An 11,589-nucleotide genomic window follows, 5' to 3' on the forward strand; every position below is an offset into this window, starting at 1 on the left:
GCGCTCCTGCGCGTCGGCCTATCGCGCACATCGTGCGCTCCTGCATGGCCCTAATTTGCCGGGGCGGGGAGGGTGCGGTCGTATTGCACGCGGACCAGGCGCAGGGCGCCGATCAGAAGCGCCAGGGCGCCGCCTTCGTAGCAGTACAGCTGCAGGGCGATGACGCCCAGCGACGCGGCGAGCACGGCGGATACCGTGCTGCGCCAGAACAGGGCGACCAGGGCCATCAGCACGGCGGCGTAGCCGTAGGCGTAGGTCAGGAAGCCCTGCACGATGAGGTTGCGCGTAGCGCACCACCAGGGGCCGTCGGCACCGTCGCAGGCATGCGCCGCGTCGGCGGGTTCGATGAAGCCGTAGCGCAACACGGTGGCGCCGAGCGCGACGAGGACGATGACGACCCAGGGCAGGGCGGCGCGCAGGCTGGACTTCATGAGGGAGTTATCTCGTGGGCAGGGCGCCGGCGGCCTCGGCCAGCGCGAGCGGCAGGCGGATTTCAGCGGCAAGCGGCAGATGATCGGAGAAGGCGCGGGGCAATGTCCATGTCCGGTCCAGCGCGATGTCCGCGGAGGTCAGGATGTGGTCCAGCGCGCGGCGCGGTTTCCAGCTGGGGAAGGTGGGCGTGCTGACCGCGGGCGGCTGCAGCGCGGTCTTCTCGAACAGCCGACGCATTTCGGGCGACGTAGGCTCGGTGTTGAGATCGCCCATGAGTACCGCGTGGGGAAACGGTGCCAGCAGTTCGGCGATGAATCCAAGCTGGCCCATGCGCGCTGCCGCGCCGAGCGACAGGTGCGCGATGACCACCACCAGCGCGTCGGTGCCTGTGCCGAAGCGCACGAACAGCGCGCCGCGACCCTTGATGCGACCGGGCAGCGGGTAGTCGATGACCTCGCTGGGCTCGATCCGGCTCAGCAGGCCATTGGCCGAATGCGCCACGCGTGCCATCGGCCGGTTGGGCTGGTGGCTCCAGTAAGGCATGCCGGCGGCTTCGGCGATGTAACGGGTCTGGTTGAGGAAGCCGGAACGCAGGCTTCCCGCATCGGCTTCCTGCAGTCCGACCACGTCGAATTCGTGCAGGAGCTGGGCGAGCGAATCGAGGTTGTCGAGCTTGGAGCGTGCAGGCAGCACCGCGTTGACACTGCGCGTGACGTAATCGCTGTAACGCTGGACGCTGGCGCCGGCGAGGATGTTGCAGCTCAGCAGGCGCAGGGTGCGTTCCGGAGCGATGACGGGGGGCGGCGTAAAGCGGGTCATGTGCGGGTGCTTTTGGGTCTCGTCCGGCGGTAGCGCCAGAGGATGCCCCCCGCCATGTGAACGGGGGGCATCGGGTGGGCGCGGGGCTTACTTGCCGCCCTTGAGTTCCTTGTCGACCAGGTACTTCGTGACGCCGTTGAGCTCGTCGAAGTCCTTGATCTGCGCACTGCGGTATTTGCCGTCCACAACGACCGTGGGCGTGCCGTCGATGCCCCATGCCTGGATCAGTTTGCTATCGGCGAGGATGCGCTGGTGGATGGTGTCGTCCTTGGTGGCCAGCTGGATGAACTTCGCCTTGTCCACGCCGTAGTTCTGCGCGTACCAGTCGGCCAGCTCGTCGATGGTGCGAACGGGGTAATGGTCCGTATGGATCGCCTTGAACAAGGCCGCGTGGGCCTTCTCGGCCACGCCGAGCTGCTTCGCCGCGTAGTAGGCCTGCGCATACGGCAGCCAGGCGTCGTTGAATGCCGCCGGGATGACACGGAACACCACACCCTTGGGCAGCTGCTTCTGCAGATCCTCGGCATAGGATTCGTAATGCGCGCAATGCACGCACCCGTACGAGAACACCTCGACGACTTCGACCTTGCCGTCCTTCGGATCCAGGCGTTGCGGCTTGGCGATGGTGACGTACTGCGTGCCGTCGGTGTAGCTGGCCGCGGCGGCGGGGTCGGCCGGTTTGGCGCTGCACGCGGCAGTGAGGGCCAGGCCCACGAAAAGGAGCGATAAACGCTTGAACATGGAGATCTCCGTAAAGGGTCGGGAACGCGGTTACTTGCCCGCGGCTTCCTTGCTGATGAGCCACTGCACCAGCTCGATCGACTGGGGATAGCCACCGGCCGTCGCGGCCGTGAAGCGGTACTTTCCGTTCACCACGATGGTCGGCGTGCTATCGACCTCATAGGCGCGGATCAGTTCATCGGCGCGCTTCATCTTCGTGTTGATGGTGAAGGAATTGGCCGTGGCGACGAATTCCTCCGGCTTCACGCCGTACTTCGCGTAGAACTTCGCCACGTCGTCGATGGTCGGCCAGGCCGACTGCGCCTTGGGCTTGTTGGTCTGCTGGTCCATGATGCCGAGCTCGCCGCTCTTGAACACGGCGTCGAACATCGCGTCGTGGCTCTGGTTGTCCACGCCGAAGGCCTGCGCGGTGAGATAGGCGCGCTGCAGCAGCGGCCAGTTCTCGTCCGGGCGGAACGATGCCGGCGTGTACGTCATGACCGTGCCGCGGGGCAGGTCCCTGACCATCTGGTCGACGATGCCGTGGAACTGGAAGCAGGCGGGGCAGCCGTACGAGAACACCTCCGTGACTTCGATCTTGCCCGGCGTGCTGGTCGGCTGTGCCGGGTCGATGCGGAAGTACTGTTTGCCCTCGACCCATTTGCCATCGTCGACGAAGGGCTTGGGGGCGGGGCGCTTGTCGTCCGCTTCCGCGGCGGGCACGGGGGCCGCCGCCGCGCTGCTACCTGCGGTGGCGGGCGTGCTCGCCGCTGTCGAGGTGGCGCTGGCTGGCGGCGTCACCGGTGCGGTGGCGGCCGGCGCCGCGGTGGCCGAGGTGGCTGGCGGGGGCGTGGAAGCGGCGTCTTGGTTGCCGGAGCCGCAGGCGGCAAGGCCCAGCAGTGCCACGCAGAGGAGGGGAAGGCGCATACGCATCGGGGTTCCTTTTCTTACCTTCGAGAACGAGAACGGGCCCGAAGGGGCCCGTTCGATCGTCCAACTTTAACGCCATCAGGGCGTCGTGGGTGCGGCCTGCGTCGGTTCGTTCGTGTGCAGGCCCTCGATGTAGCTGGCCACGGCGGCGATATCCTTGTCGTCCAGCTTCTGGGCGATGGTGATCATGATGCGTGCGTGGGGGTCGTCGCTCTGCGCGTTGCCGTCGTGCCAGGCCTTCAGCCGCGACTCGATGTACTTCGCGTGCTGGCTGGTCAGCTGTGGGTAGCGGGCGCCGGGATTGCCGCCGCCGTCCGGACCGTGGCAGGCCATGCAGGCCGGGATGCCGCGGGTGACATCGCCCTGGCGGTAGAGGGTCTGGCCCTTATCCACATAGGCCTGATCTGCTACGCCCGGTAGGGATGCCTTGGTAGCGAAGTAGGCACCGATGTCATGCATGTCCTGCTCGCTGAGCGGCTGGGCGAAGCCCATCATGATCGGGTTCATGCGCTTGCCGGATTTGAAATCGGCCAGCTGCGCGGCGATGTATTGCTCGCTCTGCCCGGCGAGGCGCGGGTATTGCGGATCGCTGGAGTTGCCGTCCAGTCCGTGGCAGGCGCCGCAGGCGGCGGCCTTGCCCTGGCCGGTGGCGGCGTCGCCGGGCTTGACCGCGGCGGTGGTGCCGCCGACGGGAGCGGTGGTGGTCTCGGTCGTGGGCATCCCCGGGGTGGCCGGATCGGTGGCGGGATTGGCGCCGGGCTTGGCCGCGGTGCTGGCCGGCGCCGGCGCGGTCGCCGCCTTCGCGGGCGCGGCCGTCTGGGCCGTGGCGAAATTCATGACGAGCATCGCGGTGATGGCAGCGGCGGCGTGCCGAAACTTCATACGTCTCTCCAGGAGGGATGCTTCCGAGTCGGGCGAGCTCCCCAGCGCGCCGCGATCAAAAGATTATGGGGGGCGCGGGAGAGCCCGGTCAAACCGCGTCGGCGCGCGGCTGCGCGCGGTATCGCATACACTGCCCGACCGTCGATCCCCGCCTTCCGGCCAGCCGCACATGTCCTCGAACCCCCTCAACAGTGCCCGCTTCGTGCTGGCCGCCAACGAAATCACCCAGTTGCCCTACGACCAGGGTGCCGAGGTGGCGTTCGCCGGCCGGTCCAACGCCGGCAAGTCGAGCGCGCTCAACGCGCTGACCGGCCACAACGGCCTGGCCCGGACGTCCAAGACACCGGGGCGCACCCAGTTGATGGTGGTGTTCGACCTGGCCCCGCTGAAGATTGAGGGCGAGGCGCCGGTGGATGCGCGGCTGGTCGACCTGCCGGGCTACGGCTACGCCAAGGTGCCCGAAGCCATGCGCATGCACTGGCGTGGCGAGATCGATGCCTACCTGAAGATGCGCCGCAGCCTGCGAGGCATCGTGCTGATCGTGGACATCCGCCACGAGCTGAAGGATTTCGACCGGACGATGCTCGCGTTCTGCGCGGCTACCGACCTGCCCTGCCATGTGTTGATGACCAAGGCCGACAAGCTTTCCCGCGGGCAGGCCTCGGCCGCCCTGGAGGCCCTGCGCAAGGATTTCCGGACCAACAACGTGCGCGGCACCGCGCAGGTGTTCTCGTCGCCGGCCAAGACCGGTATCGAGGAGGCGCGCGCCCGCGTCATGGAACTGCTGGCGACGCCGCGCCCGCACGAACTGGTCTAGGCGCGCCCGCGCCCGCCGGCTAGCCCAGTGTGGCCATGAAGGCGCGGCACAGCGCCTCCATGCCCTTCCTGTCCTCGTCGTCGAAACGGGCCACGCGGGGGCTGTCCACGTCCCACACGCCGAACAGGCTGCCGTCGGCTTTCGTCAGCGGCACCACGATTTCCGAATTGGAGGCGGCATCGCAGGCGATGTGGCCGTCGAAGTCGTGGACGTCGCGCACCACCTGGGTCTGCAGCGTCTGTGCCGCCGTGCCGCAGACGCCGCGTCCCAGCGCGATGCGGATGCACGCCGGTTTGCCCTGGAAAGGCCCGACCACCAGTTCGCTGCCGTCGTAGAGGTAGAACCCCGCCCAGTTGAGTTCCGGCACGGCGTCGTAGACCAGCGCGGCGAAGTTGGCGGCGTTGGCGATCACGTTCGTCTCGCCGTGCATCAGGCCCTGGGCCTGTTGCAGCAGTTCCGCGTAAAGCGCGGCCTTGTCCCCGGTGGCGATGGCCTTGGCTTCGAACATGGCGGTTCCCGTTCATTTCGTCATAGGAAGCCGTGTATGGTGCCATGCCATCGCTCCCGCAAGGCCGCCCACGCATGTCGCGACATCTCTTCGTCGCCGGTACCGATACCGGCATCGGCAAGACGCACGCCGCCCAGACCCTGGTGCACGCGTTCCGCCAGGCCGGCGAACGGGTCGCCGGGATGAAGCCCGTGGCCAGCGGATCCGGGCGCACGCGGGAGGGCCTGCGTAACCAGGATGCCCTGGACCTGCAAGCCGCCAGCTGGCCACCGCCGCCGTACACGCTCGTCAACCCACTCGCCTTCGAGGACGCGGTAGCCCCGCACCTCGCCGCGGCCCGCAGCGGTCGCCAGGTGACCTGGCCGCCGCTGGACGACGCGTTCGCGGCACTCGGCGTGGACTACGAGCGGGTGGTGGTCGAGGGCGTCGGCGGCTGGCTGGTGCCGCTTGGCGCGGGCCTCTCCGCGGAGGATTTTCCCCGTCGCTGGAACCTGCCCGTGGTGCTGGTGGTCGGCATCCGCCTGGGCTGCATCAACCATGCCCGGCTCAGCGCCCGGGCCATCGCTGCCGATGGCTGCCGCCTCGCCGGCTGGATCGCCAACATCATCGAACCGACGATGCCGTTGCTGGAGGAAAACATCGGCACGCTGCGCGATTACCTGCCGGCCCCGTGCCTGGGCGTGCTCCCCTACCGCATCGCCCCGGTGGATGCGGCCAACCTTCTCGACCTTTCGCTGCTGGGCTGACGGCGGCTTCACGCGTACGGACGTAACAAGGCGGCATGACCACCTACTACCTTTCGGTAAAAGACATGAGCCGGGCCAAGGGCCCGGACCCCGAGCTGTCGTTCCAGGGCATCGGCCCCGACAAGCTCGCCGCCGACATCGCCGCGGCCATGCGCGGTGACGACCTGTTCCAGCGCTGGCGCGCCAAGCAGCCCGATCCCGACGAGGTCGATCCGAGCCTCGGCGCGGTGGACGGGGCGGCCTCCGCGTCCGGCGAGCTGTCGAACGACCGTACGGATATCCAGTTGACCACCTCGCTGCCCATGCGACTGGTGAAGCACCGGCTCAACCTGCTGATCGGCTCGAGCTGGGAGCTTCGCGATACCCGCTGAGCCGTCCACGGTCCATGGCGGTTGTCCCCGCCGGCCCTGCACCGCTAGAGTCGGCGTTTTGCTCACCGCAGGGGACATCCCGCCATGCCGAAGGTCCGTAGCCTCGTGATCGCCATTTCGATCGCCCTCACCGCCGCCTGTTCCTCGTCCGGCGACGCCGACAAGGCCGCCACGCCAGCACCCGCAGGCACGGCACCGTCGAGTCCCGCCGCGGCGGCCACGGCTGCTGCACCCGTCCCGCATGAGAACCCGCTGCTGGTCGCCAGCACGCTGCCGTTCCATGCGCCCCCGTTCGACAAGATTGCCGATGGCGACTTCCAGCCGGCGATCGAAGAGGGCATGAAGCAGCAACTGGCCGAGGTAAACGCGATCGCCGATGCGACCGACGAGCCCACCTTCGACAACACCATCGTGGCGTTCGAGAAATCCGGCGTGCTGCTCAAGCGTGCGCAGAACGCATTCAACGCGCTGACGGGCGCCAACACCAACGACACGTTGCAAAAGGCCGAGGAAAACCTCTCGCCCGAACTGGCCGCGCACAGCGATGCCATCTATCTCAACGACAAGCTGTTCAAGCGGGTGCAGTCGCTTTACGACAAGCGCGCATCGCTCAAGCTCGATCCCGAATCGGCACGCCTGCTCGAGGTGACCTACAAGAATTTCGTGCATGCGGGTGCGAAGCTGTCGGAAACCGACAAGACCCGGCTCAAGGAACTCAACAAGGAAGAATCCACCCTCGGCACCCGCTTCACCAACATGCTGCTGGCCGCCAACAAGGCCGGTGCGCTCGTGGTCGACGACAAGCAGTCGCTGGACGGTCTGTCGGACGGTGACATCGCCGCGGCGGCGGATGCCGCGAAGGATCGCAAGCTGGACGGCAAGTACGTGGTCACGCTGCAGAACACCACGCAGCAGCCGGCGCTCCAGGGCATGAACGATCGCGCCACGCGCGAGAAGCTGTTCAAGGCATCGTGGGAGCGCGCCGAACATGGCGACGCCAACGACACGCGCGACACGATCACGCGCATCGCGCAGGTGCGCGCCGAGCAGGCCAGGTTGCTGGGTTTCCCCAATTACGCCGCCTGGCGCCTCGACGACCAGATGGCGAAGACGCCCGCGGCGGCCGAGAAATTCATGGAGCGCCTGGCGCCGGCCGCGGTCGCTCGCGCCCGGCTGGAGTCGAAGGACATCCAGGATGTGATCGACAAGGAGAAGGGTGGATTCCAGGTGCAGGCGTGGGACTGGGACCACTACGCCGAGAAGGTTCGCAAGGCGAAGTACGACCTGGACGAAGCGCAGGTCAAGCCGTACTTCGAACTGGACAACGTGCTGCAGAACGGCGTGTTCTACGCCGCCAACCAGCTCTACGGCATCACCTTCAAGGAACGCAAGGACATTCCCACCTGGCAGCCTGACATGCGGGTGTTCGAGGTGTTCGACAAGGACGGCACCTCGATGGCGCTGTTCTACTGCGACTACTTCAAGCGTGACAACAAAAATGGCGGCGCCTGGATGAGCAACCTCGTCGACCAGTCCAGGCTGTTCGGCGACAAGCCCGTGGTCTACAACGTGGCCAACTTCACCAAGCCGGCGGCGGGCCAGCCGGCGCTGCTGTCGTTCGACGACGTGACCACGATGTTCCACGAGTTCGGCCACGCCCTGCACGGCATGTTCGCCGACTCGCAGTACCCGTCACTCTCGGGCGCCAACACCCCGCGCGACTTCGTCGAGTTCCCCTCGCAGTTCAACGAGCAGTGGGCCTCCGATCCCAAGGTCTTCGCCAACTACGCCAAGCACTACCAGACCGGCGCGGCCATGCCGGCGGAACTCGTCGAGAAGATCAAGAAAGCCAAGAGCTTCAACCAGGGCTACGCCATGAGCGAGCTGATCTCGGCCGCCTTGCTCGACATGCAGTGGCACATGCTGCCGGCCAGCGACAAGAAGCAGGACGTCGACCAGTTCGAGGCGGCCGCGTTGAAGAAGGCCGGCTTCACCCTGGCGCAGGTCCCACCGCGCTATCGGTCCAGCTATTTCCAGCACATCTGGGGCAACGGATATGCGGCCGGTTACTACGCCTACCTGTGGACGCAGATGCTCGACTCGGATGCCTTCGAGTGGTTCAAGGAGCACGGCGGCCTGACCCGCGAAAACGGCCAGATCTTCCGCGACAAGATCCTCTCGCGTGGCAACACCGAGGAACTCGGCAAGCTCTACCGCGACTTCCGTGGCAAAGAGCCGTCGATCGAACCGATGCTGCAGGATCGCGGACTGAAGTAAGTCGCCGCGGTGGCGCTCCGTCATGGGAGCGCCACCGTCAGTCGTGGGTCAGGCTTCACGCGGGTTCAGGGGCGAGCGGTGGCCACGGATCCCGGCGAAGCCGGCAGGCGCAAATAGCGGGAAAATTGCCGGCTTTCGGCGGAACCGGGTCTGACCGTGTAGTTGATCGACCAGGGCAGCCCGCGATTTTCGGCTACCCACTCCGCGGGAAGGTCGAAGGTCAATGCGGTCGAGCCGGTGGCCGTTTTTTCTCCGGTATATCGGTTCGTGGCACCCGTGATGCGAACCTCGACGAGATGGCCAGCTGCCATCGCGGAATAGGCGACCGTGACGCGTCGCGCCGCCGCACTGAAGGTTGGAGAAGGAAGCGCCAGCGTCTGGTTCGCGACGGTCAGTCCAAAGTTCGCCGACGTCGTTTGAGTCGTTCCCTGGGTCACGGTAAACGTGATGCCGACCTTTCCGCCCATCGAGTCCACCACTTCCATGCGCGGAATACTGAAGTGAAGATCGCCAGGCGTGGCGACTGTCTTCTGCGGGGTGACATACGTTGCAAAACCCTGCCAGCGGACCTGTACCCGGTCGCCATAAGCCATGTTCGAGTACCGGGGAACATTGACCGTGACGTACTCCCGGGAATAAAAGTCGCTCAGTCTCAGCAGTCGGCCGTCGTTGCCCGTCGCTTCCAGCACGGGCGGGCGGGCGTCGAAAATGGGCGGCCCGTCGCCGATGATCGCCTGATCGGAGGTCACGAACTCGAAGCGCGCCTCCGCGTTGCGCGTCGGCAGCGTGAGCCGGATGATCGGTCGCTTGATGGTCGTGACATCCGAATAATCCTTCTGGTCCCTTCGGGCCAGCGCAAGCCCGCTGCTACGCGTATAGAAAAAGGCTTCGATGGGCAATTGCTTGCCCATCCCACTGTTCCATACCTTGATGCGCACTTCGTTGGTCAACGTATCGAGCCATGAGGCAATGGAGGGCATGGCGTCGATCGACGCCATGAAGGCAGACGACGCGTCCGAGCCGTCCAGGCTGAAACCACATGTGCCATGGCGCTTCACATCACCAGAGCCGCCGAGCGCATTGAAATGGGCCACCCATGCAATACCGGTGGTAATGCCCTGTCTCTGGCATGGGGCACTCTTCGCCGGGGCGGGAACCACGAATGCGGTCTGTTGCCCGCAACCGCCTGGCGGCAGGCGGCCCGTGGTACCCGCATCGATGGGAAATACGCATAACGGCTGGGGAGACGTCCGGCTTTCAGGCGCGTCGTCATACGCGAAGAAGATCAGGCCATGATCGTATTGAGACGCCAGCGCCCGAAATGTCGCATCCTGGCGTAGGAACGAAAATGACACGCCACCATTCGTCAGTGACTCGGGGCTGGGGTCCCACGCGTGGGTGTTTGCGGGATTGCTGGTGGCCCTGAACAGGATGCCGGAGCAACGCAATGCGAGTTGGCCGCTGCACGACCTTCGTGTGTCGCGATACCGGCTTGTCATGTCAGCGGCGACATCCTCGCCCCACTCGCGCGATGCGTACACGAAGGACATCGGCACCGGCGAGGGGCGTGGCACGGGCTGACACGCTGCGACCAGGGCGGTCATGAGACACAGCAGCAGGCGGCGCGAACGGCTTGGCACGGCAAATGATGGGATGCCCGTCGTGATTTGCATGTCCGTTCCTTCGGATGGTGGGAGGGTGTCAGGCGGCGGCTTGTGCTACGTCGCCGTGTCCTGTTTTGCGCGGAAACCTAGGGTGTGAGGCACAGGCTCTCGATGCGCAGCAATCCGCCACGCCAGACCAGCCCGTGGACCTCGCGCAGGGGCTCGGCCCGGTACTCCACGATCGTGATCAGCCGGCCGCCGTTCCCACCCTGGTAGCCGCGCACGGGGCGCCGCTGGATATGGATCGTCTGCACCTCCTCGAAGGCACCGTGACGCCAGCTGAGGAAGCCCAGGTGCGCCTCCGCGCCGGCGGATTGCACCTCGCAGCGCACCGTGCCGTACGCCTGGCGAAGCAGCAGCCGGCAATCGTTGCGCGCGCCGCGGATGCCGGTCAGTACCATGCGATCGCTATCGGCTTCCAGCATGGCGCCGGCGTCGCCGGTAAGGATCACCAGGTGCATGAGATCACGACGTCCCTGCGGCGGGATCACACCCTCCTGTGCGCCGGCCAGCGCGTCCGTGACGGGCTCGTCGGCCAGGATGCCAAGTCGGGGTCCGACCAGATCGCGCGGGGATATCGAGGGGCCCTGCCCGCTCGTTGCGGACGTGGCGACGGCTTTGGATACCTGCAGGGCAGGCATGATCGGAACCACTGACTGCAACGTCATGTTGCGGCCCTCCCTTTGGGGGTGGGCGTCGGGTTCCGGCCGACGCTATTTGAAGGGGCGGATGACGCCCCCGTAGTGCTTCAGACGCCGAGCAGATAGACGTCGTCGAGCGAGGCGCCGCCCCTTGAGGTCCAGCGCAGCGTCTTGGTCTTGCCGTCGGAGGAGTACATATACTGCGTCAGACCGTCGATCGTCTCGTAGTGTCCGAGAGTTTGACCATGCTCGTCCAGGAACGTCAATACGCCCTGGCCGCTCTCGGCCTGGTAGACACCCACGGCTACGGTGACCACGCTGTCACGAAACGTGATCTCGACCATGCACTCGGACGCGCCAGTGGCGGTGATCACCGTGTTTTCCATCATGTTCGGATACGTTTCCGGTGCGTCGGTGAACGCGATGCCTGACGTGTGCGCCTGGACAGTGTGCCCTTCCACCTCCCGTTTCGCTCCTTTGGGCAGCGGACCGAGGGGCATCGCATCGAAGGTGATGGCCGGCATGGCAGTGGTCAGTTCGCTGGGGCATTGCCCCGGCTTGCTCATGGTGAGCGGGGGATGCTTGTCGTTGTTCATAGGTCCTCCCTGGACACGCGCCTCTTGCGGCGCAGTAAGTTAGCAACGTGGCGGTGGTTACCGCCCGTCGAGCATAAGCCCGATCCCCAGGGAGGTGCGCTTACGGCGTGGACCTCGCCGAAAGAGCGGTTCCTTTTGCATACAGCGGCCGGGCCTCGCGCGTGCCGAAATCGCATGACGATGTCG

13 protein-coding genes are annotated in these 11,589 nt (G+C 66.1%); 4 read left to right on the forward strand and 9 right to left on the reverse strand.

What is annotated here, in order from left to right; translation table 11 throughout:
- Window positions 1–50 precede the first annotated feature (50 nt).
- From ACVKN3_RS14690 to ACVKN3_RS14710, 5 genes are all read right to left on the reverse strand, one after another.
- The gene (locus ACVKN3_RS14690) at window positions 51–431 is read right to left on the reverse strand and encodes a hypothetical protein (RefSeq protein ID WP_354516123.1); all 381 of its coding nucleotides are present in this window, start codon (window positions 429–431) and stop codon (window positions 51–53) included.
- A gap of 7 nt (window positions 432–438) precedes the next feature.
- A complete protein-coding gene (locus ACVKN3_RS14695) occupies window positions 439–1,251 on the reverse strand; it encodes an endonuclease/exonuclease/phosphatase family protein (protein ID WP_285402823.1) in 813 nt (270 codons plus the stop codon).
- A gap of 87 nt (window positions 1,252–1,338) precedes the next feature.
- Window positions 1,339–1,992 carry a thiol:disulfide interchange protein DsbA/DsbL gene (locus ACVKN3_RS14700; RefSeq protein WP_285402824.1) on the reverse strand — a complete coding sequence of 218 codons (654 nt, stop codon included), beginning with the start codon at window positions 1,990–1,992 and terminating at the stop codon, window positions 1,339–1,341.
- Between the two features lie 30 nt (window positions 1,993–2,022).
- Complete coding sequence (locus tag ACVKN3_RS14705) at window positions 2,023–2,898, reverse strand: thiol:disulfide interchange protein DsbA/DsbL (protein ID WP_354516120.1); 876 nt, start codon at window positions 2,896–2,898, stop codon at window positions 2,023–2,025.
- Window positions 2,899–2,979: 81 nt separating this feature from the next.
- The gene (locus ACVKN3_RS14710) at window positions 2,980–3,783 is read right to left on the reverse strand and encodes a c-type cytochrome (protein WP_354516118.1); all 804 of its coding nucleotides are present in this window, start codon (window positions 3,781–3,783) and stop codon (window positions 2,980–2,982) included.
- 169 nt (window positions 3,784–3,952) lie between these two features.
- Here ACVKN3_RS14710 and yihA point away from each other — a divergent pair, with 169 nt between their 5' ends.
- A complete protein-coding gene (yihA, locus tag ACVKN3_RS14715) occupies window positions 3,953–4,600 on the forward strand; it encodes a ribosome biogenesis GTP-binding protein YihA/YsxC (protein WP_285402830.1) in 648 nt (215 codons plus the stop codon).
- Between the two features lie 19 nt (window positions 4,601–4,619).
- Here yihA and ACVKN3_RS14720 read toward each other — a convergent pair whose 3' ends face one another.
- Window positions 4,620–5,108, reverse strand: coding sequence for a GAF domain-containing protein (locus ACVKN3_RS14720; protein WP_036139327.1), 489 nt, complete (start codon window positions 5,106–5,108; stop codon window positions 4,620–4,622).
- A gap of 74 nt (window positions 5,109–5,182) precedes the next feature.
- On the opposite strand from ACVKN3_RS14720, the gene bioD reads away from it, so the two are divergent.
- From bioD to dcp, 3 genes are all read left to right on the forward strand, one after another.
- A complete protein-coding gene (bioD, locus tag ACVKN3_RS14725; protein WP_354516116.1) occupies window positions 5,183–5,854 on the forward strand; it encodes a dethiobiotin synthase in 672 nt (223 codons plus the stop codon).
- 35 nt (window positions 5,855–5,889) lie between these two features.
- The gene (locus ACVKN3_RS14730) at window positions 5,890–6,225 is read left to right on the forward strand and encodes a hypothetical protein (protein WP_354516114.1); all 336 of its coding nucleotides are present in this window, start codon (window positions 5,890–5,892) and stop codon (window positions 6,223–6,225) included.
- 84 nt (window positions 6,226–6,309) lie between these two features.
- Window positions 6,310–8,502, forward strand: a complete 2,193-nt coding sequence (gene dcp / locus ACVKN3_RS14735) for a peptidyl-dipeptidase Dcp (RefSeq protein ID WP_354516112.1) — start codon at window positions 6,310–6,312, stop codon at window positions 8,500–8,502.
- Between the two features lie 65 nt (window positions 8,503–8,567).
- Here the strand turns inward: dcp and ACVKN3_RS14740 are convergent, their stop codons facing one another.
- From ACVKN3_RS14740 to ACVKN3_RS14750, 3 genes are all read right to left on the reverse strand, one after another.
- Window positions 8,568–10,175, reverse strand: a complete 1,608-nt coding sequence (locus ACVKN3_RS14740) for a hypothetical protein (RefSeq protein WP_354516110.1) — start codon at window positions 10,173–10,175, stop codon at window positions 8,568–8,570.
- Window positions 10,176–10,252: 77 nt separating this feature from the next.
- Window positions 10,253–10,834, reverse strand: coding sequence for a hypothetical protein (locus ACVKN3_RS14745; protein WP_354516108.1), 582 nt, complete (start codon window positions 10,832–10,834; stop codon window positions 10,253–10,255).
- A gap of 80 nt (window positions 10,835–10,914) precedes the next feature.
- A complete protein-coding gene (locus ACVKN3_RS14750; RefSeq protein ID WP_354516106.1) occupies window positions 10,915–11,403 on the reverse strand; it encodes a hypothetical protein in 489 nt (162 codons plus the stop codon).
- Between the last annotated feature and the right edge of the window lie 186 nt (window positions 11,404–11,589).

The organism is Luteibacter sp. PvP120 (assembly GCF_054055715.1).

Excerpts from the sequence above, each read along its gene's own strand:
- ACVKN3_RS14730 (WP_354516114.1), top strand. The coding sequence starts at position 5,890 with ATGACCACCTACTACCTTTCGGTAAAAGACATGAGCCGGGCCAAGGGC.
- ACVKN3_RS14740 (WP_354516110.1), bottom strand. The coding sequence starts at position 10,175 with ATGCAAATCACGACGGGCATCCCATCATTTGCCGTGCCAAGCCGTTCG.
- ACVKN3_RS14700 (WP_285402824.1), bottom strand. The coding sequence starts at position 1,992 with ATGTTCAAGCGTTTATCGCTCCTTTTCGTGGGCCTGGCCCTCACTGCC.
- ACVKN3_RS14690 (WP_354516123.1), bottom strand. The coding sequence starts at position 431 with ATGAAGTCCAGCCTGCGCGCCGCCCTGCCCTGGGTCGTCATCGTCCTC.
- ACVKN3_RS14745 (WP_354516108.1), bottom strand. The coding sequence starts at position 10,834 with ATGACGTTGCAGTCAGTGGTTCCGATCATGCCTGCCCTGCAGGTATCC.
- yihA (WP_285402830.1), top strand. The coding sequence starts at position 3,953 with ATGTCCTCGAACCCCCTCAACAGTGCCCGCTTCGTGCTGGCCGCCAAC.
- dcp (WP_354516112.1), top strand. The coding sequence starts at position 6,310 with ATGCCGAAGGTCCGTAGCCTCGTGATCGCCATTTCGATCGCCCTCACC.
- ACVKN3_RS14705 (WP_354516120.1), bottom strand. The coding sequence starts at position 2,898 with ATGCGCCTTCCCCTCCTCTGCGTGGCACTGCTGGGCCTTGCCGCCTGC.
- ACVKN3_RS14710 (WP_354516118.1), bottom strand. The coding sequence starts at position 3,783 with ATGAAGTTTCGGCACGCCGCCGCTGCCATCACCGCGATGCTCGTCATG.
- ACVKN3_RS14750 (WP_354516106.1), bottom strand. The coding sequence starts at position 11,403 with ATGAACAACGACAAGCATCCCCCGCTCACCATGAGCAAGCCGGGGCAA.
- ACVKN3_RS14695 (WP_285402823.1), bottom strand. The coding sequence starts at position 1,251 with ATGACCCGCTTTACGCCGCCCCCCGTCATCGCTCCGGAACGCACCCTG.
- bioD (WP_354516116.1), top strand. The coding sequence starts at position 5,183 with ATGTCGCGACATCTCTTCGTCGCCGGTACCGATACCGGCATCGGCAAG.
- ACVKN3_RS14720 (WP_036139327.1), bottom strand. The coding sequence starts at position 5,108 with ATGTTCGAAGCCAAGGCCATCGCCACCGGGGACAAGGCCGCGCTTTAC.